The organism is Ruminococcus sp. XPD3002 (assembly GCA_900119535.1).
GTDB classification, from domain to species: Bacteria; Bacillota; Clostridia; order Oscillospirales; family Ruminococcaceae; genus Ruminococcus; species Ruminococcus flavefaciens_H.
In genome coordinates this window covers 25,990-48,434 of record FPJT01000012.1, presented here as the reverse complement: position 1 = coordinate 48,434, position 22,445 = coordinate 25,990, and the positions used below count along the sequence as shown (strand labels likewise).

The window sequence follows — 22,445 nt, the reverse complement described above, 5'->3', positions numbered from 1 at the left end:
GATAACTATGAAGAAAAACATTTCCTTTATTATTGCTTCAGCTTTAGTGCTGACTCAGCTTCCGTTTACGGTATCGGCAGCAGAAAACAAGCCGCAGCCCCAGTGCAGCTATTTCGTAAGAAGTGATGTAAACGGCTGTGTAACGGTAAATACTCCCGAAGGCGCATCTGCTGAGGTGAACATCACTTTTGCTTCTCCAGAGGGAAAAGCACTCCCCTACTACTCCGAAAAGATAGCAGCAGATTCGTCCCTCAGCTTCGATATCGAGGGACATGACAACACCGATGATGACTACAGAAATTATACCATTTCCGTTGTTCTCTCCACCGAAGATGCCGATTCCGAGCCTTTTACGGAGACGTTCACAATTCCCGACGGCAACGATAATCCCGACAGCTTTACCAATTTCATCTACAACTTCCTTGCAGATGATGAGATAGCCGACGAACCCTGGGAAAAAACTCCCGGTGACGATGGTTCTGTAAACGTCCTTATGCACATAAGCGGCGTTATCATGGGCGATGTGGACGGCGACGGTAAAGTGTCGGCTTCCGATGCTACTGCTGTACTCCTTGAATATTCCGCACTTTCTACAGGTGAATCAGGTTCGTTCAGCAAAAAGCAGTTCAAGGCGGGAGATGTTAACAAGGACGGAGCTATCAATTCCTCGGATGCATCTTCAATACTCGCTTACTATGCTGCTCTTTCAACCAATCAGGATCCCCACTGGTAATTGAACCGCAATATATAAGCGGTATCAGACATAAAACAGTTGCCGAGCATCATATAAGCGCGTTCTAATACAGACGTATTAAGCCATAGTTTTTCTGATATGTGGTCAGAAGTACTATGGCTTTTCTATTGACTGTGAATAAATGATATGCTATAATTGTTACTAATATAAATTTGATTTTAGCGCAAGCGCTGACAATGAATAAGGACACACCATTATTATTCTTTATTCATTGCTTATCGGACCGCCGCTCGCTCAGCGGCAAATTCTGATAAATCTTTACAGACAATATAATACCATGCCCCGCAGCATGGTATTTTTTATTCATTGTCAGACTCATAAAAGCCTGCAATTGTTATAACAAAAAATTATTTTCACTAAGTGAGAAAAACAAGCACTTCAATCGTCTATTGGATAAGGTGTATAATTTATGAAAGGAGGGATCGCATGGATAACGGTGCGGCTTGTTACCAACGATACCTCGACGGAGACGATAACGGAATCGTCGAGATCATCCGTGACTATAAGGACGGTCTTATGCTGTATCTGAACGGTATCACCGGCAATATAAATATTGCCGAGGAACTTATGGAAGATACCTTCTTCAAGATAGCTACCAAAAGACCTGCCTTCCACGGCAAAAGCAGCTTCAAAACATGGCTGTATACTATCGGACGAAATGCAGCTATCGATGGCATGAGGAAACGGTCAAAGATCTCAGATCAGCCATTCGATGAGTATACCGACCTTGCGGACGAAGAAAGCGTTGAACGCGAATACATAAGAGAGGAGCAGAAAATCACTCTGCATAAGGCTCTCAGAACTCTAACCCCCGATTACAGGCAGGTATTGTATCTGACCTATTTCGAGGACTTCGACGTGGACGACACTGCAAGGATCATGCGAAAGACAAAAAAACAAATAGGGAACCTTCTCTTCAGAGCAAAGCAATCCCTTAAAAAACAATTGGAAAAGGAGGGATTCAAGTATGAGATCATATGAAGAAATTGCTTCAAGCGTACTTCATAGGCGTGACGAGTATCTGAAAGAACAGAAACGCCGCCGTGCGATCATCTTCAGAACAGCTTCTGCTGTATCTACCGCAGCTGTTGCAGCCTGTATCGGTCTCATAATACTGAATAACAGAACTGTCAGCGACATCCGTCCCGATCCACATTCCAACAACTACTCCGCAACAGAGGCTTCTCCCCTTGCAACTACCGTTCCCGATACGGAAAAAACAACTCCCGCCACAGAAGGTCAGACCACAGCAAAAGAAACTCGTACAACAGCTGTAAAGACATCCGCAAATACTGCTTCTTCACCCAATGCACAGACGACAGTCCGTACAGCAGTTACTGCTGCAACAAACAGGACTTCCGCAGAGCAGCACACAACAGCTGCCAGAACATCTGCTTCAGGCAATTCACGTACAACTGCCGCCGCTACGGCTGCAACAGTCCGCAGCAAAACTACAACACGCACAACACCTGCACGTACCACTGCAACTGCACGGACTACGGAAGCAAATCATCGTACAACTGCGGTACAGACCACGACGGCATATCACCGTACAACTGCGGCACAGACTACGACGGCATATTACCGTACAACTGCGGTACAGACTACGGCGACATATTACCGTACAACTGCGGTACAGACTACAGTTTCATATCATCATACAACTGTTGCTGCAACTCCTTATCCTATCCAGACAGGTGGAGTGGCTTGTACCAATCCACCACCTGTGCCACAGACAGTTGCCCCAACAATACAAGAACCCACAAATCCAAAGACAGATGCTCCAACAATACCCATACCTGCAACTACCGAACCTGTGGAGATACCCTATCAGTATGCATTATATGACGACTTCACGTATAACGATAACGGGTATTACTTTACCGACGATGTGTATGATGAAGTTCCGGATACCTACTTTTTAGCAGAAAAAGGCAATGTTACAGGTACGGATAAAAATGTGAAGTTTACAACAGATGCCTATATCTATACTTACGGCAGCGAATCTCCGAGAAAACTGTACGTATTTTTAGAAACAGACTACAAATACCATTTAGCAAGACGATATACCTGATTTTACCTCCTACATACTTACCTATTTTGCAAAATACCATAATTGATATTTTGCATTAGCGCAGAGTATAAAAACACCGCACGGAACTGAAACAGCATCCTGTGCGGTGTTACTCTGTTAACCGAAAGACCTCCGCTATGGATTATACCACGGCGGAGGTCTGTTTTATGCCTCTTTGACACGTTTTCCTGTTATGTGTTCGGGGACAAGTGCGAACATGAATGTTCGCGGTCCCGCATTCTTTATCTCTTTGGCTATGTATTCCTCATCGGAAGTGAACTTGTAGCTGAGCTTTCTTGCAATGTCATATATCTTTTCCCTGTCCTCTATGACCTCTGCCCTGCCGAAAACTATTACACTTCTGAAGGTAATTGCCCATTCGCCCTCTTTTTTTGTGCCCTCATCGCAGACACAAAATGAGACCTTTTCACATCTGCGGAGCGCATCTATCTTGTGTCCCTCCATACCGCTGTGGAAGTAGAGCTTTCCGTCCTCTTCACAGTAGAAATGGTTTATGGGAAGTCCATATGGATATCCATCATCACCTATCACGGAAAGAACTCCTCTCAGTTCTTTTTTCAGGATGTCGATGCACTCATCCTGTGAGAGCTGCTGTCCTTTTCTATTCATTTCCCTGAACATTATTATCGCCCTTTTCTATCATATTTATGTTGTCTGCCGCAATACGGTAATATTCCACCGCATAGCGGTACTGTGCCGCAGCATACTCGCCCATTTCAACTCCGAGGTCATACTTGTATTCGCACCAGTTGCTCCACATAAGTCCGCATGCAGCTATATAGCAATACATCTTTGTACGTGTAGGAAGATCGCAGCTTCCTCGGAAATAAAAGTCGATTAGCTCGTCTATCTGTTCCCTGCTGTAAAGTCCGTTGACGCAGAACATGGCAAGGTCCGAATGGGGATCGTGCATTGCAGCGTATTCCCAGTCTATTATCCTTATCTTTTCGTTTCCGTATTCATCGTTGAAGATAATGAAGTTATCCGGCATCACATCACAGTGCGAAAGGCAAAGCTCCTTCTTCTGTGAATCCACGAAGCTCTTAAGGCAGTGGATATTGTTCTTGGTAGTGCGGTAATCTTCATACACCGACTTCTCATGCTGCCAGAGTGACTGAAGGAAGTCTATCTGACGGTATATGTCGAACTCCTGTTCAACCTGTAAACGCTGCTCGTGGAACCACCTGAGCTTCTCGATGCAGTGGTGTACCTCATCGATGTTATTGGGATCACATGTCCTTGCGTGATCGATGAACTTGGTTATCTTATAGCCGTTATCAGGGTTGATGTAAGCCAGTTCGTCGCAGATATTCCTGCCGTTTATGAGACTGTAGACCAGTGCTTCCTGACGGCGGTTTATCATCCTGTTGGTACCCTCTTTCGGGATACGCATTATGTAACGTTCGCCCTTGCAGCTGAACAGGAAAGAGCGGTTCGTCATACCGTTTTTCAGTACGGCGATATCAGTTATATCAAGCTCCTTAACGCCAAGTTCCTTCATGATTATGGCTATGGCGTATGAGCGTAGCTGTCCCGACTGCTCATCAAGCTCACGGAGCTGCTCGTAAGTGTCTATCTCGACGAAATCCACCGACCTTACTACTCGTGCAGTCCTGATAAGGGGCTCATCCGAAAACAGTGCAGTTTCCCACCTTGCCTTCGTCGGTGCTGTATCAAGTGCCTCATCGCTTAGCTTCTCAACCAGCTTTTCGGCGTCCTCAGCTGACACATAGGCAAGTCCTACCATGCCGTTGCCTGCCTTTTCCGCAGGTACTGACTGAAGCTCCTTCTTGCGGTCCACACGTACAAGGCTTTCATCATCCACAAGCTCGTTTACCATATACCAGGAATACATCTCGTGACGGCTGAAAGGATTCTCTCTGCACCATACGTCGCAAGGTACTATATATGTATTGGATATATGCTTCTTTGCAAGCGAAAGAGAATACAGAGAACCGCGCTTTCTGAAGTCCCTGTTGACTATGAGCTGAACTCCGTACTGTGCTTCAAGGCGTTCATACTCCTCTTTCATATATCCTGCAACTACATATATCTCTTTTATACCCGAGCTTTTAAGCTGTAAAATGATACGTTCAACAAGAGTTTCGCCGTTAACTTCCAGCATACCCTTGGTGTAAAGCGTATTTATAGGAACCATTCTGCTTCCTGTGCCTGCCGCAAGTATCACAGCATTTTTTGGTACGGAAGAGTTTACAAGTTCCCTGCCTTTTGCCGTCGCCTGCATACTGTCATCAAGGAAGCCGCCTTCTGTAAGCCTTCGCACAGCTCTGTTGACCGCAGCTATAGAACAGCCGCTGAGGTCTGAAATTATATCGCTGCTGACATAAGGCATTTCCAGCAGGAGTTTAAGTATATCAAAGTCCTTATTATTCATGGGCTTCCTCCCGATAATTATTTATAGGGCACCTCTAAAAACCCCCTTTTGAGACAAATCAGCCATACACAGCATATGCTGTGTCAAACTCTCTCTCGGAGTGCGACAGCACGCCTTCGAAAGCCTTCCTTGCATCTGCTGCACCTATCTGATTTTTCTTTAACCAAATGGGTTTTTAGAGGTACCCTATATTAATTTTAGCATATAACAGCAAAAAAGTCAACGGCTGCCGAAAAGTGTTACCCTAACAGCAGCCGTATTCTTCCATATTATTTTATACTGTCGGCAAATGCGAGTATTTCGTCCGAAAGCTTTGCGATATACTCCTCATTCATAACGTCCTCAAATCCGCATTCCGAAAGAGCTGCCCTGAATCGGCAGTCGGGAGAATTTGAAGGCTGTTTTGACATTTTTTCATACTTTTCAAGTGCCTTGCCTGTATCGTTTACGCAGTCGTCAAGGATATCAAGTGCAGCAAGAGCGGAAGTTCCGTAGCTGACGTAGTATCCCGGCTGTGAGAAAATGTGGTCGATATAGTATAACGGGTAACTGTCCGCATACTCGCCCATTATGTCCTCATAGCACTTTACAACATCGTCCGCAGATAGGTTATCACGCTCACGGAGCACGGTATACTCGAATTCTCCTATAAGGAATCCCTGTATAACTGTATCCACAAAGTCATATGCCTTGTAAAGCTTCATCGCATCGGACTGACTGCCATACATCTCGTCATAAAACTGCATGAAGAGAAGCTCCATTGCCTGGGACTGTATCTCTGCTACATCGAGATTCGGCTCCTCTAAAAATGATGGCGTCTCATCGTAGAAAGAGGAATGGAAGTGTCCGAACTCGTGTATCGCAGTCTGCATATCATAGAAGGAATCATCGTTATAGATGAATACCAGCGCACTGTTTTCAACAGGAAGATCTATAGTATATGAGCCTGTATAGCACTCGTCGCCCTTTGCAATGGTAAAGAGTCCGTCATCGATTATCTTGTCTGCGGACTTCTTGATATCAGGCGAGAGCTTTTCCGCATACTGCTGTATAGTTGAAAAAGGTTCCTTGAAAGTTACGGGAGAATCAAACACATCATCGGAGTGCTTGTTATCGTAAAAGCGGTCAAGAAGCTCATCCGAAAGGGGGATGAAATACTCCTTGATAGTATCGCTGAGTTTAAGGACATCTTCGGGAGTATAGTCCCTGTTGTAGCTGTCATAAAAAGTCTCTGTATCATAGGACGAAATGATGTCGAGATATATCTCGGCGCACTTAAGGTTCTTGTCCTTTTCGGACATATCCTCATCGTATGAAATATCGTAGTATTCGTCAAGGTATTCATCCGATACCTGATAATCAACTCTTGCATAACCCTCTGCACGTTTCAGACTCATTGCCTTGTCGTTGTAGTATTCAAGGTTCTCCTCAACGATATAAGGTGCGAACAGTTCCTTGTATTCCTCGGTGGCATAACCTCTTGAAAATGCGAAACTAAGCGCCTCGTACACGACGTAGTAGTTCTCGCCGCAGGCATCATATTCTTCCTCAAGCCTTTCGTTATACCAGTCGGAATCATAGGCTATCTCAGAGTAAGCGTAAGCTTCCTCTGCGGCATCCATGTCCTGCATGAGGACTTCTATATCCTTCTCCAGCTTTTTCTCGTTTCCCGACTCTTTAAGGTGGTCAAGAAGTGTACGTACATGATCGTTCACTTCTTCTATGTCTATATTCTCGTATTTGTCCGAAACCTTCTCTGCTTTTTCCTTCTGCTCGGAAACTGCGGAGGAAGTCTCTTTTTTCTTTCTGTCGCTTGCATATCCGTACTCACACGATGTAAGTACTGCACCCATAACTGCTGCTGTTATAAGTGATAATGCTCTGTATTTTTTCAATTCTCATCACTCCGTTCTCTATGAAACGGCAAGCTTTCTTACCGCTTCGGGGATCTCGGTAATATCCTTTACTATTATGTCTGCGTCGGACAATTCTTCAAGCGAACCATAACCGTATGCACATCCGACAGAAGAAAGACTGTTCTTAACTGCCGTCTCAATATCGTGGAAACGGTCGCCGATAACTATATACTGTCCCTCTCCCTCGGATGAAAAGCGGCGGAATATCTCATACTTCGGGATGAAGCCGTACTCCTCACAGCAGTAAAAACGGTCAAAGAATCTGTCCAGACCGAATACTCGGCGGTGACGTTCCATATAGTGTACACGGCAGTTGCTGAGAAATATAAGGGTATGTCCCTGTTCTTTCAGCTTCGCAAGAGTTTCCTCGGTATGAGGGAAAAGTCTGCCCTCACCTCGTTCCACTCTGTCCGCCATATTCTCGCCAAGCATCTTCCGTGCCTTTTCCCTTATCTCTTTGTCAAGTTCGGGGTGGAACTGTCCCCACATATCTGTGGAATTGAAACCCAGCCAGCAGCTTATCTCGCTGTCGGCGTACTCCTTCGGCTCGATATAGCCGTTATCCGAAAGCCACTTCATAGTGTCACGGAATGCAGGAGCGTATGTCATCATGGAATTGTGTATAGTTCCGTCGTAGTCGAATATAAGCTGAGCCATTATGATTCGATCTCTCTTATGAGGTTTATCATCTCGATAGCGCCCTCTGCACACTCGCTTCCCTTGTTGCCTGCCTTTGAGCCTGCACGTTCGATAGCCTGTTCGATGTTCTCTGTAGTGATGACTCCGAACATTACAGGGATATCGCTCTGGAGTGATACCTGTGCGATGCCCTTTGCAGCTTCGTTGCAAACGAGATCGTAGTGTGAAGTGCTTCCGCGGATGATAGCTCCGAGGCAGATAACAGCGTCATACTTGCCGGATTTAGCCATTTTCTGTGCGATAAGCGGTATCTCAAATGCACCCGGTACCCATGCAACGTCTATAGAACTCTCGGGTATGCCGTGACGTTCAAGAGTGTCAACAGCTCCGCCGAGAAGCTTTGATGTAATGAACTCGTTGAAACGGGCTACCACTATGCCGATGCGGACATCATTTGATATAAGTTTTCCTTCGTAAGTTTTCATTGTATTTACTCCTTTAAAATTTATTTGCTGATGTAATGCTCTCTGAGCATTTCTTCAAGTTCTGCTTTCTTTTCGATTATCTTGTATTTTGTCGGATGCTCGAATTTTTCACGATAGATCATCAGTGTATAGCCTTCTATTCTGTAGCTGAGATCCGATGCAGAAACGCTTCCTCTTTTTCCTCCTCCGAAGATCACCTCTTCCGGAGTTACATATACATACTCGCGCATTGAAAGTATGAACCAGTAAATGAACATAACTGCCCATGCGATCGTCAGCAGTATATAGCCTGCTTTCTGTAGTTCCGGATGGGCACTGTCAGTTGTACGGTTCAATATAGCACGAATGAAGTTCTGAATGATCTGACATCCGAAAATAATTGTGTAGAATAAACTCAGATAAGCTGTCAGTTTGCTTTTTACACGGACGCTCTGACTGATAGTTTTCACTTTCTTCCTGACAGCCGCAACTGAATACAAAGAGCATATCATGAGTACTGCAACAATCACTATCATTGATAAAGCCACCACAAATACGACCATGCTTATTCACCTTCGTAATTTAGGATGTGTCCCATTTTCTTTGCCTTTGTCTTAAGATAGAAAAGGTCGTATGCAGTTGCATCCATCTGTATCGGAACACGTTCCTTTATCTCCATGCCGTAGCCGCTGAGTCCATAGACCTTATCGGGGTTATTGGTAAGGAGCCTCAGAGTCTTGCAGCCCAGGTCACGGAGTATCTGTGCGCCTATGTAATACTCTCGCATATCTCCCGGGAAACCGAGTGCAAGGTTAGCTTCAAGGGTATCCATTCCCTGATCCTGCAATTCATATGCGCGGAGCTTGTTGATAAGTCCTATTCCTCTTCCCTCCTGACGCATATACAGGAGTATTCCCCTGCCCTCTTTCTCTATCTGTGCCATTGCAGCTGCAAACTGCTGTCCGCAGTCGCATTTCAGCGAGCCGAAAGCGTCTCCTGTAAGGCACTCGGAGTGAACACGGCAGAGTATATCTTCGCCGTCACCGATATCACCCTTTACCAGAGCGACATGGTGTTCGCCGTTGAGCTTGTTGACGTAGCCCTTAGCCCTGAATTCGCCGTATTTTGTGGGGAGCTTTGTGTCGGCAACACACTCCACAAGAACCTCATGTACCTTGCGGTATTCCTTAAGTGCCTGTATGGTTATGAACTTCATTCCCCATTCAACAGCCTTCTGCTGAAGCTCCTCAGTGCGCATCATAGTACCGTCATCACGCATTATCTCACAGCAGAGTCCGCACTCCTTAAGTCCTGCAAGACGCATAAGATCCACTGTAGCTTCGGTATGTCCCTCACGTTCGAGAACTCCGTTCTTTTTCGCCATAAGCGGGAACATGTGTCCCGGACGGCGGAAGTCATCGGGCTTTGAGGAATCATCCACTATCATTCGTGCAGTGAAACCTCTCTCCTCTGCGGAGATACCTGTAGTGGTCTTAACATGATCCACCGATACTGTAAAAGCGGTAGAATGGTTATCTGTGTTGTAGTCCACCATCTGCGGCAGGTGGAGTTTATCGCACATAGCGATGCTCATCGGCATACAGATAAGTCCCTTTGCGTGAGCCGCCATAAAGTTGACGTTCTCTGTAGTTGCAAACTCTGCCGCACATATCATGTCGCCTTCGTTTTCTCTGTCCTCATCATCGGTAACAAGGATTATCTCGCCGTTTCTGAGTGCTTCGAGAGCTTCCTCCACCGTGTTGTATTCAAACATTATTTATCCTCCTGACCTATTATTATCTTTCCTACGTCCGTTTTCATATAAACGGAACATTTATCCCCTATTTTAACGGTCTTTGTTTTGTCATTGCTGCCTGACTCCTCCGTTACTTCGCCGCTTGTTTTAAGTATGACACTGCCTGTATTTGTCTCGGCGGAATAGCTGCACTCGTTCTCGGAAACGCTGTCAAGAGTAAGCTTTATACCGCCTACATCAGTCTTAAGAGCTATGATTCCCTGTGAAGTATTCGGTGATGCCTCTATCCTTCCCACATCCGTAACAAGTACAGAACCGTCGCAGATGTTGACCGAGTTTACACTTATGCTTCCCACATTGGATGTGAGCATGAATTTTCCGCTGAGTGAATCTGCCTTGACATTACCGACGTCCGTAGTTGCTGTGAAATCAGTGAAGCTGTCAGGTAATGCTATATCAGTGTTAACAGAGAGGTTTAAATCACCTTTATGGTTCTTTTCTATCCATTCCCAGATATCCGCACCGCTTACCTTATCTGTATAGCTTACTGTCAGAAGATTTCCGCTTACCTCGGTATCTGCGCTGATATGGTCATAAAGTTCGTCGATAAGCTCCTTCGATGAAGCCTTTATCTCGTACTTATAGCTTATCTCGGCAGTTTTGCCCTCTGCACGGGTAAGTGTGATATTTCCCACATTCTCGGTTATCAGGAGCTCCACCGCATCGCCTGTTTCCTCTGTGACCGATTCTTTATAGACCGCTTTTTCCTTTAGTGATCCGCCGATGTTAAGACATGATGTACAGCTCATTACTACTGTTGCTGCTGCTATAAATGCTACTGTTCTTTTCATTTTTGATCCTCCGTTTTAATCCTTTTTATCATATAAAACCGTTCCTGAGAAGTTGTTCCATAGTTACCCCGCTTTTGGTTTTCTCAAGTTCGGGCTTCATAAGCTTTTCAACGTATTTGCCTATGATGTCATTTTCAAGATTGACCGTGTCCCCGTTCTTTTTGGAAGAGAGTATAGTCTGCTCCGCTGTATGCGGTATCACGGAAACACTGAATGAAGTGTCCGTAACTTTTGCTACCGTAAGACTTATACCGTCTATGGCAACAGAACCCTTTTCCACTATATACCGCATTATCTCAGGCGGCGCACTTACGGTATACCACACAGCTATACCGTCGTTCTTAACGTCGGAAATAATACCTGTACCGTCAATGTGTCCCGAGACGATATGTCCGCCGAATCTTCCGCCAGCCGCCATAGCCCGTTCAAGGTTCACAGGACTGCCTGCCCTGAGACTTCCCAGTGACGAGCGTTCAAGAGTCTCGTTCATGACGTCAGCCTGAAACGTGGTGCCGTCGAAATGGGTGACTGTAAGACACACTCCGTTTACTGCGATACTGTCCCCGAGATGAACGTCTTCAAGTACCTTTTTCGCCTCTATGCGGATAAAGGAAGTATTGCCGCTTCGCTGTACCGCCCTGACAGTACCCTTTTCCTCAACTATTCCTGTGAACATTATCTGTAAACCACCCTTCCTTCTATTACAAAATCATTGCCTATCCGCTGTATTTTGGCATTTTCTACCATATAAGCATCATCGGGAGTGGGGATTCCCCATCCTGCAACAGGCGATTTAGCGTCCTTACCGCCGAATATCTTCGGGGCGATGTAAGCTTTGACTCTGTTTACCAGTTTATGTCGGAACAGTGAGTCGTTCAGTTCGCCGCCGCCCTCAACAAGTATGCTGTCGATCTTCATTTCTCTGAGCTTCAGCATCAAAGTATACAGGTCTACGTGACCGCAGTTTACCTTGGTCGAAATTATCCTGCATCCCATTTCTTCGAGGACATGCCTTTTATCGTTTTTCTCATGGTCGTTCTTTTTATCAAAGTTTTTAGTGACTATGATAGTCGGAACTTCCTTTGCAGTCTTGACGATATTGCTGTCAAGTGGTATCCTCAGCTTTGAATCGCAGATTATACGTATGGGGTTACGTCCGTTTTCCAGTCGGCAGGTAAGCATCGGATCATCCGCAAGGACAGTTCCTATACCTGCCATGATAGCGGAGTGTTTCAGCCTTTCACGCTGTACGTCCAGCCTTGACTCATCGCCCGTTATCCACTTTGATTCGCCTGTGCGTGTGGCGATCTTGCCGTCAAGAGTCATTGCATATTTCACGGTGACAAATGGGAAATTATGGGTTATCCAGTGAAAGAATATATCGTTTATGGCGTCACATTCTTCCCTGAGAACATCTTCAACTACCTCTATGCCATGCTCACGAAGTATCTTCACTCCCTTGCCCGATACCATAGGATTTGGATCAGCCGAGCCGATGAACACACGTTTTATGCCGTGTTCGATGACCGCATCGGTACACGGCGGTTGTTTTCCGTGATGGCAGCAGGGTTCGAGAGTTACGTACATATCCGCACCTGTGCAGTCGATACCGTTTTCGTCGCAGTAAGCGAAAGCCGTGCGCTCGGCATGAAGTTCGCCGTACTTTTTATGCCAGCCTCTTCCGATTATCTCTCCGTCCCTTACGATAACTGCTCCCACCATAGGATTAGGTGAGACGAATCCCATGCCTTTTTTAGCAAGTTCAAGAGCTTCGGACATATATTTTTCGTGTTCCATATTATGCCCCCTGAATAAAAAAGCCCCGATATTTCGGGGCATTGGTTCAATATACGCAAATAAGTGTACATCTTCTCACATCCGGACTATACCGTCGGCTTCGGACTTGCACCGAATCAACCGCAAAGCGGCTCGCAGGCTGTAACTGCCGGTCAGGAATCTCACCCTGCCCTGAAGATATTTTCATTATATCACGCTGATATTCTTTTGTCAATAGCTTCATTAATTTATATCTCATTATTTCCTTACATACCTGACATCCTGTATGCACATTCCGTCCGAGATTATTATAAGGATATCGTCCCTGCTCTTTTCTCCTTCGGGTATTTCTATCTCGTACCACGAAAAATCATCGTAGCTGTTGCTGGCATTTATGGTAATCTCTTTCTTTATTCCACCGATATCGAGGTACATCGTCCTGTCGGCGTAGATGCTTGAAGCCGTTACCATTATGCTTTTCAGTTCACTGTATGGGATGTTCCTGAAGGTAACACTTCCGCACCACTCGTGGGTAGTTATGTAATGCCTGCGCTGTTTCTTTGAATAACCCATGAATATATTGTAGTGGTCATCGAACTGCATTGCCTCAAAGGAGTCCTCACGTTCAGCTATTCCCTCGCCGTCCATGAACAGCTCCGCTTCAAGGGGAAGGTCTGCGGAAGAACCGCCTGCATAGAACCTGTACTTGCCCTTTTCGGTCATCATCCTTCCACTGCGGACGTCATAGACCTGCAATATATGTTCGGGGACAGTCAGCTTTACAGTAAGCTCCTGACCTGCTTCAAGATGCACACGCTCAAAGGCACACAGCTTTTTAACAGGTCTGCTGAATGCGGAGTTTTCAACGGTGAAATACACCTGCACTGCTTCATCAGCCGCAAAGTCCGACAGGTTGCGGAGAGTTACTGAAACATTTCCCTGCTCCGCACTCATAGAAATGTACCTGATATCTGCGTAAGAGAGTCCGTAGCCAAAGGGATAGAGCGGTTTTCCGCGGAAGTACATGTAGGTAGCGCCGCTTTTTTCGATATCGTAGTCGAGTCGGTCGGGAAGGTCCAGCTCGGAACGGTACCAGGTAAGGGCAAGGCGCCCCGCAGGCACATTTCTGCCTGAAAGAGTCTCTGCGACTGCTTTTCCGAGGTAGGGACCTGCATGTGTAGTGTATACAATTGCAGGAAGCTCCCTGTCCTCGTCGTTTATAGCATATGGATAACTTGAAACAAGCACCATTACCATGTCACTGCATCTTTCGTGTATCGCAGTGTACAACTCTTTGTGTCCGCAGGTATCAAGGGAAAGAGTTTTCCTGTCATAGCACTCTCTTGCGACCTGCATAGGACAATTGCCTGTGCAGTATACGAAGGTTTCACATTCCTCCGCAAGCTTCTCTGCACGTTCTTTTCCAGAGCTTACCGTTTCTATGCTGAACAGTACATCATCCGTGATATTTCTGCTCTCGGACAGTCGGACATTGCCGTTTTCGTCCATGACCGCTCTTTTATGCTTTGTCTGATCCTCGATTACCGACTTTTCGTCATCGTAAGGTACGGAGAAAATATTGAAGGTCTCAAAGGGAAACCAGCCGTAGGTCTTTTCTTTTCCGACGGCAAGCTTAAGGTCCTTGCCTATGGTTATGAATCTGCGGTGTGCAAGTGAAAAGAGACTTATCCAGTTTTCGCCCCAGTCCTGTAATTCAAACAATTCTGCATCGGATATGCTTTCTGCGGAAGCTTTAAGGAATCCATCCTCTCCGACTGTGATGTATTTTCCGTTGGAAGCCTTTACAGCCACTGTATCCCACAGGCTGTCATAAACTATATCGCAGTCGGGGAACTCTTTCTTCATGCCTTCGTATACAGAGGTGTCCCCGTGAGAGTAGCCCGTATACCAGTCCATGAACACCTCATCCGCAAGAGGTCCTGCAACAGCTATCCTGCCTGTTTTTTTCTTAAGTGGAAGGAGTCCGTCATTTTTCAGGAGAACTACCTGCTCCCTTGCAGCACGAAGGGTAGTATCAAGATGCTCCTTGCATCCGATAACTTCCTTTCCTATGCTGTCGAACCCGGTCTTGTCGAACTGTCCGAGCCTGAGCCTTGCATAAAGGGTGTTCCTTACAGAGCGGTCTATATCAGCTTCTGTTATAAGTCCATCTTCAAGTGCTTTTTCAGCGGCAAGACGAGTCAGCTTGTCATCATCCGTCATTACGTCACAGCCTGCTTTCAGTGATTCCGCAAGGGCTTCGGAATGTGTATCGGTGTAGCCGTGGAGAGTCACTGTCTGAGAGAAATCTCCGCCGTCCGTTACAGCGAACCACATGCCCCACTGGTCTTTAAGTACCGAATCAAGGTCGGGATTGCAGAGTGCAGGTATGCCGTTTATCTCGTTGTATGCCGTCATAACGCTCTTGGCGCCGCCGTACTTTATAGCGTTCATGAATGCCGCATAGTAATACTCGTACTTAAGACGGGGCGGCAGAAATGCATTGCAGTCCATACGTTCATTTTCGTTATTATTCGCACAGAAATGCTTCAGGGTTGGAACTGTCATAACGTAGGTATCATCGTCCCCTGTCATACCGAGAGTATATGCCGCAGTCATCTCACCAGCAAGGCAGACATCCTCGCCGTAAGCCTCTTCGGTGCGTCCCCAGCGAGGATCACGCTCCATATCCACTGTAGGTCCCCAGAGACAGAGATGTGTTTTTTCTCCCGAGTTATAGTAAGCACGGCTTTCTTTTGCGGCTATCCTTCCGAGACTTCGCATAAGTTCCCTGTCGAAGGTTCCTGCAAGTCCCACAGGCTGAGGGAATACGGTGGATCTGTGATCCGTGTCCCTGCCGACAAATCCTCTTGCTGCCTCTGTACCTATATTGAATTCGTCTATGCCGAGTCTTTTGACCTCGTGCATATGAGTTGAAAGCAGATCAAGCTTTTCGCTCAATGTGAGCTGAGAAACAAGTTCGTCTGCTCTTTTTCTGAAAACGTCCGTCTTTTTCATGGCAATACCCCGATCTTTCAAGCTTGTTTAAACGCTTTTATTTTCATACCTTTACACAATAATTATACCTTAATAACAGGGACTCAGTCAATGATTTTTAATGCTACGTATATATAGTTCTGTGGACTAAAATCTTATCTCGGAAGAGTATTGTTCATATGTTCGCAGCAGTGTACAAGCATGTTCCATGTGCCGCTGTCAACGCTTCCGCTCTGAGGAAGTCCGCTCCACTGCTGAAAACGTTTTACCGCTTCCGCTGTCTGTGCATTGAAGCTTCCGCATATCTCCACATCAGGTGCATTATCGTAGCATGTGCTCATATCGTGGAGCATCACCTGTATGATATATACAAGCTGTCCGTCATCGCCTATACGTACAATGTACTTTGCCGACGGGAACACCGCATAGGGTATCGGCTGTCCCCTGAGATTCTTCCTGTAGACCGATACTATCCTGTTCCAGGTTTCGGGATCGGTATTACCCGTTTCGGGAAGTCCGTATTCACGCTGAAAGGCTCTTACCGCAAGGGCAGTCTCCTTATCGTAAACGCCGTCGGGAATTATCAGTGGTATCTTGTCATTCATCAGCGCTATTGCGTGAAGATAGGTCTGAAGCTCAAGTATATGCTGTTTTTTCTGATTGTTTGTATATGCCATATTCTCCGCCTTTCTCAGCCTGTTATAGTGTAGCCGGGATTCTGGTATGGACGCTTGTCAAAGCCGAATTTCAGGTCAGAATATACCCCTGCTATTGCGTCCCACGTTACCGCTCCCACTATTCCAGTAGGCTCAATACCGAACTGCTTCTGGAATTCGGTCACGGACTGTCTGGTTATCGGTCCGAAATAGCCTGTGTTATTGACCGCAGGAATGTTGCTGTAGGTGTTGTGTATCAGCGTAAGATACTCCTGTATTATTTTTACGGAACTGCTGGAATCGCCCTCACGCAGGACAGTTCCCGGGTAAAGAGCAACTGCGGTATAATCAGGCTTTACCGTTTCGGCTATACCCTTGTAGGCTCGGTAGAGGTCATTTCTTGTGGCTCGGTCCACACGTCCCGTCTGTGGAAGTCCGAACACCCTCTGGAACGAACGCACCGAGCGTTCGGTCTTTTCGCCGAAGTAGCCCGTTATCTCTACAGGTTCAACTGCCGCATAGTAAGCACCGATGACCGCAAGATAGTACTGTAGCATACTTACCTCGGTGCTCTGCATCCCTATGTACAGGTCCTCAGTAAATACGGGAGTTATCTCCTCGAGACGAACTCCCTCGGAGTCCAGCTCGGCTATTCGCTTGACACTGGTGTAGATATAAGTTATCCTGTACCACGTTGCTTCATCCACAATGCCGCTTACCTGAAGTCCGAATACAGACTGGAAAGTTCGTACTGCTGAGACAGTTGCATCATCGAAAATACCGTCTGCCGCAGGTATCTTTGGTATGGCAGGATAATTCCTTGAAATGCGGTTCAGATATATCTGAAGCGACCGCACATCGTTGCCTGCGGAACCGAATTCAAGGGGGATACCAGGGTATGAGGGCATTGCGGACTTTACAGGCGCATTCTTCACGATATTTATGTCCTTTCCATAGTAATACTGCAATATCTCATAGGGTGTAAGTCCCTGCTGCGCGAGAGTCACCGTCCCCCACTGTGAAAGTCCGCTGCATGTGGAGGTAGTGCCGTTGCAGAAGGAAGTGAACAGCGGTTCAACGCTCCCCTGACGCTGTACATAGTCATTGAAAAGCTCATCCACAAGGTAGCTTATGTTCTGGAAGTACTCCCTTCCGTTTATGAATTTCTGGTCGAACTGTGTAGTTGCGGTTATATCAAAATCGTAACCCCTTGCCCTGTACCATTCGGTGTATATCCTGTTGAGTGCAAAGCTTACTATGGCATAAATATTGGCTCTCAGGGCATTTTCGGGCCACGTAGGGAATATCTCGCTGGATGCCACATTCTTGATATATGCAGGAAAGTCCACCGTCACATTAGGTGCATTGGAATCGGGAGTTCCGAGATGCACAGTTATGGTCTCGGGAATAAATGGTGTACCTGAAAGCATAGTCAGCTCCTTTCAGCGGCGCTGCCGAGGTCGGGCTCCTGATTGAAATACGTTACGGTCTCGTCGTTTCCGCTCATCATGGATGGTACAGGTATCATGCTGAAATTCTGTATCGAAACTATCCCCTCGAAAACGGGTACGTCCACACTTCTCGCATTGAAGTAGCCCTCCGCCGTCACCGACACATCAAAGAGATTGTAGGGGCGCTGTGACGAACCCGGCTGCTGTGAAAGTTCCGCATCGGGTACAGGTACCGTGAACTGCGGTGCATTTCCGTTTGCATCGGTCTGTCCCGAGGCTATTATCAGCCTGTTTCCGTCCACTATGGCAGTTACCATTACCGTTGCATCCTCAATGCCTGCGGACTCGTCACCTGTCCGAACAGTCACCTTTATATATCCCTTTGCATCGCCCATTGATTCCTCAGAAACGTACTCGGGGGGAACCGCGTCCTCTGTACTACCAATACCCATATCCGTATCAAGCTCGGAAAGGTCGGGTTCGGGATAACGGGTATTGAAGTCCTCCTCACCTGCATCAGAATCATCGGAATCGTTTTCGGAATGCGGTGCCCATGCGGTATCATCGGGTGCATCCTCGTCAACTCCGAATACATCCTCATCAGTTCTTGTATCCTCGTCCGTTTCCCCACACGATACAGCTTCATCGGGTACTGTGTCTCCGCAGCGTTTTCCGTAAAGCTTCATAAGCTCCTGTTTATAGCGTTCAGCCTGTGAATTGATATCATTATTATCCATATTATCGCCTCCGTTATTTACTGACAGATTATATGCATCGGCGTTCATATTAATGACTGCATTACGGATAAAAGCCGGACGATCACGCTATTCAATATGAATTTTACAAAACACATCAAAAAATTTTTTCGTTTAAGTCTTGACAAGGTATGCCGTTTGTGGTATAATAATAAAGCTGATTCAAAATGCGGATATGGCGGAATAGGCAGACGCGCTAGCTTCAGGTGCTAGTCGGGGCAACCCGGTGCAGGTTCAACTCCTGTTATCCGCACCAGCACAGTGCTTGTGCCCCCGATTCACGGGGGCACTCGTTTTACTCGTTTACTCTGTACGGAATTGTCAGTCTGCTTTCACTTACGGCACTGTCATCTATTTTGTACAGCTTACACAAGATCAAGAGTGCTGTAGCAAAGGTTATGAGGGAAAGGATCAGAAGACTCATAAGATTTGCCGGATACTCTTTTTTCATTTCTTTTTTTAATCCGATCTCAATAATTGAACTGCTGTTCATCTCAGTGCTTATGTCTGTTGATGGGTTTTTGCAGCCGATCGGACACGTTTTACCGCAGTGGAAGCACTGCATTGTAAAATACAAATATTATTTCTCGCAGTATCGGAATCGGTTCTGCGGAATGTACTAATATCGGCTTTATGCCGATATTTATTAAACCAGAAGTTAGCAAACGCTAACGATTTAGGAGGTATCACATTGACGTGGATTTCTGAAAATATCATGTCCATAGTGCTGCTGCTTGTTGTCGCATTGATCATTTTTTTCATCATACGCAGCAAGGTCCGGGAGAAAAGATCCGGCAAGGGATGTGGATGCGGCTGTGCAGGTTGCAGCGGATGCGCCGCTAAAAATAAAAAATGTCGATAAACCGGCGGACTGTGTCTGTACGGTAAGAATACAGGAGGAGAGCTATGAAGTTAACAGAATCGGCTGCGGATACGCAGGGCACAATAATCTCGGTTGGAGGAGACGATCATTTTATGAATCGTATCACCTCCATCGGTATCACGGAGGGAACTCCCTTTCAGACAGTGAGGAATGACAAGAAAATGCCTGTACTGATCTATCTGAGAGAGACGCTTATTTCGCTTAACAGGGCGGACGCTGAAAGGATCGAGGTGAATGTAAGATGACCGGTAGTATCGCACTTCTCGGACAGCCTAACTCAGGCAAATCCACGATATACAATAACCTTACAGGTGCGCGGCAGCACGTCGGCAACTGGGCGGGCAAGACCGTCGAAAAAAATGAGGGTACATATACTTACAACGGAACAAAATATACCGTCACTGACCTTCCCGGAAGCTACGGTCTTTCAGGCAATTCCGATGAGGAGATCATCACAACCGACTTTATCAGATCAGGACAGAGTGCCCTCACTGTCATTCTTGTGGACGCTTCACAGCTTGAAAGAAGTATGTTCATGCTTGCGGAATTTGCACGTCTCGACAAACCTGCTGTTCTGGTGCTCAATATGATAGATGTTGCACAAGGTATCGGAAAAACAGTCGATGCAGATGCGCTTTCAAAAAAGCTCGGCATCCCCGTTCTGCCGTTCAATGCAACGGATACAAAGGACTATGACAAGCTGAAAAAGCTTATCGCTGATGAGCTGAAAGCTCCGCATAAACTGACCGCCGTAATGCCCGCAGAACATAGCGATATCATGGCAGACAGTCAGGCGAAATTCGACTGGGTCAGCTCACTGCTTTCCGATGTTACAAAGTCAGGCAATGCGGTCTACAAGATGTCAAAATTCGACCGTGTTCTGACAAGACCTATCCTCGGAAAGTTTATTTGTATCGGTGTAGTACTGCTGGCATTCTTTGTTGCAATGTTCATTATGGCACCATTTATGAGTATCGGAAAGATGATACCGATAACGCTGCACGATCCGATTGACGATCTGCTGACAGGCTGGAATGTCCACCCGTGGATCGCTTCCATTTTCAGCACGATGCTCCCTAATGTGTTGTTCTTTGTAATTTCGATGGCAAGCTTTGTGTTCGGCGTGCATATAGTGTTCGGTTTTCTTGAAGAAACAGGCTTTCTCGCCCGCGCTGCGTATCAGTTCGACGGACTTCTTTCTAAGCTCGGACTACAGGGCAAAGCTATCTGCCCGATGCTCATGGGCTGCGGCTGTACCATCGGCGGTGCATGCGGTACCAGAGTCATGGACAACTGGGGACAGCGAATGCTTGCCATGTCCATTGTCTGGGCTATCCCCTGCGGTTCCATCTGGTCGATCATACCTGTCATCTCGGGAATGTTCTTCACATGGCAGCAGACTCTGCTGGTTCTGGCAGGGATACTTGTCTATGTGGTCATTACCATGATCATCGTTTCCAAACTGTTCAGCAAAAAGCTCGCACCTGTCGAGACACGGAGCGGCATGATCATGGAACTCCCGCCCTATCATAAGGCACACTGGAAGCACATAATCAAAGAAGCTTTCTTCAAGGCTTGGGACATTTTCAAGCGCGCATTCGGCACAGTAACACTGGTTTCAATTATTTTCTATGTGCTCTCGTTCAGCAAGGACGGCAATGTCGAACACAGTCTGCTGTACCGTGTGGGAACGCTCATTGAACCGGTGACACGATTCTTTGGAATGGGCTGGCAGACATTCATGGCATTTGTCAGCGGTGCGTTTGCAAAGGAAGCTGTCCTTGGTACACTGAATGCGGTCTTTATGGAGAACAATTCACTGATTGATGCGGCATTCTTTGCAAAAACAGCCAAGGCGGACACCGAAATGCTCGGCACTGCTATGAAAGCGGTCGTCTCACCTGCAGAAGCTCTTGCTTTCATGTTTGCCACGACCTTCAATATCCCCTGCGTAATGGCGCTCTCTACGACCTACAAGGAATCTCACTCGCTGAAATGGACAGCAAAGGTCGCACTGTTCTATATCTGCAATGCACTGCTGCTGTCATGCGTGGTATATCATGTCGCAAAACTGTTTATGTGACGGTAAGTAAGTTAACGGATACCCATATAGAAATTTTGCCCCGAAGCATTTCAACGGAAGTGCTTAGGGGCATTTGTTTTTTATTCGTCTGCAAAGGATAAAACTGTTACTGTTTATTTCTGTATCAATGTAAATATCCACGAAATTAATGCTGCAAACAAGGGATAGCCTATAACAGTACCAATGATTTTAGTAAGCCATGTTTTCTTATGGATATATGGCATCAGATCTTCTGTTCCCGGAATTAACCACGCTTTTGTATGTCCTACCCAGTACCAGTCTATAAATACACGGTCAAACAACCCACATAACAAATACATAATAGTCAACTGAATAAAGCCGTCAAAAAAAGTATCTGCACCATTTACGCAGAATACCATTAACGGAGCTGCTATAAGAAGTACCAGCATAAAGAAAAGACCGGAAACAGTATGATTTCGTTTGATCTGCTTTTCTGTAATAAGACCTAACTCTACAACACGATCTTTTACCGGCTGCTCATAGTAATGAACGCCTCCGACTGCACCATTTCGTATATTTATTACACATACAAGCAGTAAAACAAAATTAAGTACAAAACTTTCAATAACAGCTAAAATCATATAAAACCTCCATTAAATCCCGATTTCTATTAGTAACAGTATATCATAATGATTATGAAATGTCAACGAAACCGCCGTGATACTTCTGACCTTGCATAAGCGTATCTGCCGAATGTTATAGTGATGTAAATGCAGACTAAATCCATGTCCGAGGCTTTACTTTTTCGGCAGGATGTGCTATAATTCTGTTATAATAAATGTGTACTCAATAACCGCCTAAAGGCGGTTATTGCCCCGAACTTTGTTCGGGGAGCGCAAATTCTTCATAAATTATTGAATTTGCGCGTCGCCTTTCTTTATGTCAAGCTCATTTTGCCCTTTCGGGCAAAACAAAGTGCAGGAAAAATCTTCTATATTATAAAATTTTCTTGC

Annotated in this window: 21 protein-coding genes, 1 tRNA gene and 1 riboswitch; of the genes, 7 read left to right on the top strand and 15 right to left on the bottom strand. The window is 46.1% G+C overall.

Annotated features, from left to right (window positions below; translation table 11 throughout):
* Nucleotides 1-7: 7 nt before the first annotated feature.
* The 3 genes from BT127_RS16320 (at nt 8) to BT127_RS11480 (ending at nt 2,828) form a co-directional block, all read left to right on the top strand.
* Nucleotides 8-733, top strand: a complete 726-nt coding sequence (locus BT127_RS16320) for a dockerin type I domain-containing protein (RefSeq protein ID WP_082335017.1) — start codon at nt 8-10, stop codon at nt 731-733.
* A 447-nt stretch (nt 734-1,180) separates the two neighbouring features.
* The gene (locus BT127_RS11485; protein ID WP_075425140.1) at nt 1,181-1,735 is read left to right on the top strand and encodes an RNA polymerase sigma factor; all 555 of its coding nucleotides are present in this window, start codon (nt 1,181-1,183) and stop codon (nt 1,733-1,735) included.
* A complete protein-coding gene (locus BT127_RS11480) occupies nt 1,722-2,828 on the top strand; it encodes a RodZ family helix-turn-helix domain-containing protein (RefSeq protein ID WP_075425139.1) in 1,107 nt (368 codons plus the stop codon). The genes BT127_RS11485 and BT127_RS11480 overlap by 14 nt, the downstream gene beginning before the upstream one ends.
* A 165-nt stretch (nt 2,829-2,993) precedes the next feature.
* Here the strand turns inward: BT127_RS11480 and BT127_RS11475 are convergent, their stop codons facing one another.
* The 14 genes from BT127_RS11475 to BT127_RS11410 form a co-directional block, all read right to left on the bottom strand.
* Nucleotides 2,994-3,470 carry a pyridoxamine 5'-phosphate oxidase family protein gene (locus BT127_RS11475; protein ID WP_075425138.1) on the bottom strand — a complete coding sequence of 159 codons (477 nt, stop codon included), beginning with the start codon at nt 3,468-3,470 and terminating at the stop codon, nt 2,994-2,996.
* Nucleotides 3,451-5,244: a phosphocholine cytidylyltransferase/choline kinase family protein gene (locus BT127_RS11470; protein WP_075425137.1), complete on the bottom strand. Its 1,794-nt coding sequence runs from the start codon at nt 5,242-5,244 to the stop codon at nt 3,451-3,453. The genes BT127_RS11475 and BT127_RS11470 overlap by 20 nt, the downstream gene beginning before the upstream one ends.
* A 269-nt stretch (nt 5,245-5,513) precedes the next feature.
* On the bottom strand, nt 5,514-7,139 hold the full coding sequence (locus BT127_RS11465) for a gluzincin family metallopeptidase (RefSeq protein WP_075425136.1): 1,626 nt from the start codon (nt 7,137-7,139) through the stop codon (nt 5,514-5,516).
* Between the two features lie 18 nt (nt 7,140-7,157).
* A complete protein-coding gene (locus BT127_RS11460) occupies nt 7,158-7,817 on the bottom strand; it encodes an HAD family hydrolase (protein WP_082335016.1) in 660 nt (219 codons plus the stop codon).
* On the bottom strand, nt 7,817-8,284 hold the full coding sequence (ribH, locus tag BT127_RS11455; RefSeq protein WP_075425135.1) for a 6,7-dimethyl-8-ribityllumazine synthase: 468 nt from the start codon (nt 8,282-8,284) through the stop codon (nt 7,817-7,819). The genes BT127_RS11460 and ribH overlap by 1 nt, the downstream gene beginning before the upstream one ends.
* Nucleotides 8,285-8,304: 20 nt before the next feature.
* On the bottom strand, nt 8,305-8,799 hold the full coding sequence (locus tag BT127_RS11450; RefSeq protein WP_075425134.1) for a hypothetical protein: 495 nt from the start codon (nt 8,797-8,799) through the stop codon (nt 8,305-8,307).
* Between the two features lie 29 nt (nt 8,800-8,828).
* Nucleotides 8,829-10,037 carry a bifunctional 3,4-dihydroxy-2-butanone-4-phosphate synthase/GTP cyclohydrolase II gene (locus BT127_RS11445; RefSeq protein ID WP_075425133.1) on the bottom strand — a complete coding sequence of 403 codons (1,209 nt, stop codon included), beginning with the start codon at nt 10,035-10,037 and terminating at the stop codon, nt 8,829-8,831.
* Complete coding sequence (locus BT127_RS11440; RefSeq protein ID WP_075425132.1) at nt 10,037-10,870, bottom strand: hypothetical protein; 834 nt, start codon at nt 10,868-10,870, stop codon at nt 10,037-10,039. The genes BT127_RS11445 and BT127_RS11440 overlap by 1 nt, the downstream gene beginning before the upstream one ends.
* A 28-nt stretch (nt 10,871-10,898) precedes the next feature.
* Nucleotides 10,899-11,546, bottom strand: coding sequence for a riboflavin synthase (locus BT127_RS11435; RefSeq protein WP_075425131.1), 648 nt, complete (start codon nt 11,544-11,546; stop codon nt 10,899-10,901).
* Nucleotides 11,546-12,667, bottom strand: a complete 1,122-nt coding sequence (ribD, locus tag BT127_RS11430) for a bifunctional diaminohydroxyphosphoribosylaminopyrimidine deaminase/5-amino-6-(5-phosphoribosylamino)uracil reductase RibD (protein WP_075425130.1) — start codon at nt 12,665-12,667, stop codon at nt 11,546-11,548. Before ribD ends, BT127_RS11435 begins: the two co-directional genes overlap by 1 nt.
* A gap of 65 nt (nt 12,668-12,732) precedes the next feature.
* Nucleotides 12,733-12,850, bottom strand: a riboswitch (FMN riboswitch).
* Between the two features lie 54 nt (nt 12,851-12,904).
* The gene (locus tag BT127_RS11425; protein ID WP_075425129.1) at nt 12,905-15,664 is read right to left on the bottom strand and encodes a beta-glucosidase; all 2,760 of its coding nucleotides are present in this window, start codon (nt 15,662-15,664) and stop codon (nt 12,905-12,907) included.
* A 134-nt stretch (nt 15,665-15,798) separates the two neighbouring features.
* Nucleotides 15,799-16,320 carry a peptidoglycan-binding domain-containing protein gene (locus BT127_RS11420; protein ID WP_075425128.1) on the bottom strand — a complete coding sequence of 174 codons (522 nt, stop codon included), beginning with the start codon at nt 16,318-16,320 and terminating at the stop codon, nt 15,799-15,801.
* Nucleotides 16,321-16,334: 14 nt separating this feature from the next.
* Nucleotides 16,335-17,729, bottom strand: coding sequence for a peptidoglycan-binding protein (locus BT127_RS11415; protein WP_075425127.1), 1,395 nt, complete (start codon nt 17,727-17,729; stop codon nt 16,335-16,337).
* A gap of 2 nt (nt 17,730-17,731) precedes the next feature.
* On the bottom strand, nt 17,732-18,487 hold the full coding sequence (locus BT127_RS11410; RefSeq protein WP_075425126.1) for a carboxypeptidase-like regulatory domain-containing protein: 756 nt from the start codon (nt 18,485-18,487) through the stop codon (nt 17,732-17,734).
* A 187-nt stretch (nt 18,488-18,674) separates the two neighbouring features.
* On the opposite strand from BT127_RS11410, the gene BT127_RS11405 reads away from it, so the two are divergent.
* From BT127_RS11405 to feoB, 4 genes are all read left to right on the top strand, one after another.
* Nucleotides 18,675-18,761, top strand: a tRNA-Leu gene (locus tag BT127_RS11405).
* 459 nt (nt 18,762-19,220) lie between these two features.
* Nucleotides 19,221-19,367 carry a FeoB-associated Cys-rich membrane protein gene (locus BT127_RS11395; RefSeq protein WP_075425185.1) on the top strand — a complete coding sequence of 49 codons (147 nt, stop codon included), beginning with the start codon at nt 19,221-19,223 and terminating at the stop codon, nt 19,365-19,367.
* A 44-nt stretch (nt 19,368-19,411) separates the two neighbouring features.
* Nucleotides 19,412-19,633: a FeoA family protein gene (locus tag BT127_RS11390; protein WP_075425124.1), complete on the top strand. Its 222-nt coding sequence runs from the start codon at nt 19,412-19,414 to the stop codon at nt 19,631-19,633.
* The gene (feoB, locus tag BT127_RS11385; protein WP_075425123.1) at nt 19,630-21,471 is read left to right on the top strand and encodes a ferrous iron transporter B; all 1,842 of its coding nucleotides are present in this window, start codon (nt 19,630-19,632) and stop codon (nt 21,469-21,471) included. Before BT127_RS11390 ends, feoB begins: the two co-directional genes overlap by 4 nt.
* Before the next feature lie 113 nt (nt 21,472-21,584).
* Here the strand turns inward: feoB and BT127_RS11380 are convergent, their stop codons facing one another.
* Complete coding sequence (locus tag BT127_RS11380; protein WP_075425122.1) at nt 21,585-22,073, bottom strand: hypothetical protein; 489 nt, start codon at nt 22,071-22,073, stop codon at nt 21,585-21,587.
* Between the last annotated feature and the right edge of the window lie 372 nt (nt 22,074-22,445).

Bases quoted from the DNA above. Each gene is read 5' to 3' on its own strand.
- BT127_RS16320 (WP_082335017.1), top strand. From the start codon at position 8: ATGAAGAAAAACATTTCCTTTATTATTGCTTCAGCTTTAGTGCTGACT.
- BT127_RS11485 (WP_075425140.1), top strand. From the start codon at position 1,181: ATGGATAACGGTGCGGCTTGTTACCAACGATACCTCGACGGAGACGAT.
- BT127_RS11480 (WP_075425139.1), top strand. From the start codon at position 1,722: ATGAGATCATATGAAGAAATTGCTTCAAGCGTACTTCATAGGCGTGAC.
- BT127_RS11475 (WP_075425138.1), bottom strand. From the start codon at position 3,470: ATGTTCAGGGAAATGAATAGAAAAGGACAGCAGCTCTCACAGGATGAG.
- BT127_RS11470 (WP_075425137.1), bottom strand. From the start codon at position 5,244: ATGAATAATAAGGACTTTGATATACTTAAACTCCTGCTGGAAATGCCT.
- BT127_RS11460 (WP_082335016.1), bottom strand. From the start codon at position 7,817: ATGGCTCAGCTTATATTCGACTACGACGGAACTATACACAATTCCATG.
- ribH (WP_075425135.1), bottom strand. From the start codon at position 8,284: ATGAAAACTTACGAAGGAAAACTTATATCAAATGATGTCCGCATCGGC.
- BT127_RS11450 (WP_075425134.1), bottom strand. From the start codon at position 8,799: ATGATAGTGATTGTTGCAGTACTCATGATATGCTCTTTGTATTCAGTT.
- BT127_RS11445 (WP_075425133.1), bottom strand. From the start codon at position 10,037: ATGTTTGAATACAACACGGTGGAGGAAGCTCTCGAAGCACTCAGAAAC.
- BT127_RS11440 (WP_075425132.1), bottom strand. From the start codon at position 10,870: ATGAAAAGAACAGTAGCATTTATAGCAGCAGCAACAGTAGTAATGAGC.
- BT127_RS11435 (WP_075425131.1), bottom strand. From the start codon at position 11,546: ATGTTCACAGGAATAGTTGAGGAAAAGGGTACTGTCAGGGCGGTACAG.
- ribD (WP_075425130.1), bottom strand. From the start codon at position 12,667: ATGGAACACGAAAAATATATGTCCGAAGCTCTTGAACTTGCTAAAAAA.
- BT127_RS11425 (WP_075425129.1), bottom strand. From the start codon at position 15,664: ATGAAAAAGACGGACGTTTTCAGAAAAAGAGCAGACGAACTTGTTTCT.
- BT127_RS11420 (WP_075425128.1), bottom strand. From the start codon at position 16,320: ATGGCATATACAAACAATCAGAAAAAACAGCATATACTTGAGCTTCAG.
- BT127_RS11415 (WP_075425127.1), bottom strand. From the start codon at position 17,729: ATGCTTTCAGGTACACCATTTATTCCCGAGACCATAACTGTGCATCTC.
- BT127_RS11410 (WP_075425126.1), bottom strand. From the start codon at position 18,487: ATGGATAATAATGATATCAATTCACAGGCTGAACGCTATAAACAGGAG.
- BT127_RS11395 (WP_075425185.1), top strand. From the start codon at position 19,221: ATGTCCATAGTGCTGCTGCTTGTTGTCGCATTGATCATTTTTTTCATC.
- BT127_RS11390 (WP_075425124.1), top strand. From the start codon at position 19,412: ATGAAGTTAACAGAATCGGCTGCGGATACGCAGGGCACAATAATCTCG.
- feoB (WP_075425123.1), top strand. From the start codon at position 19,630: ATGACCGGTAGTATCGCACTTCTCGGACAGCCTAACTCAGGCAAATCC.
- BT127_RS11380 (WP_075425122.1), bottom strand. From the start codon at position 22,073: ATGATTTTAGCTGTTATTGAAAGTTTTGTACTTAATTTTGTTTTACTG.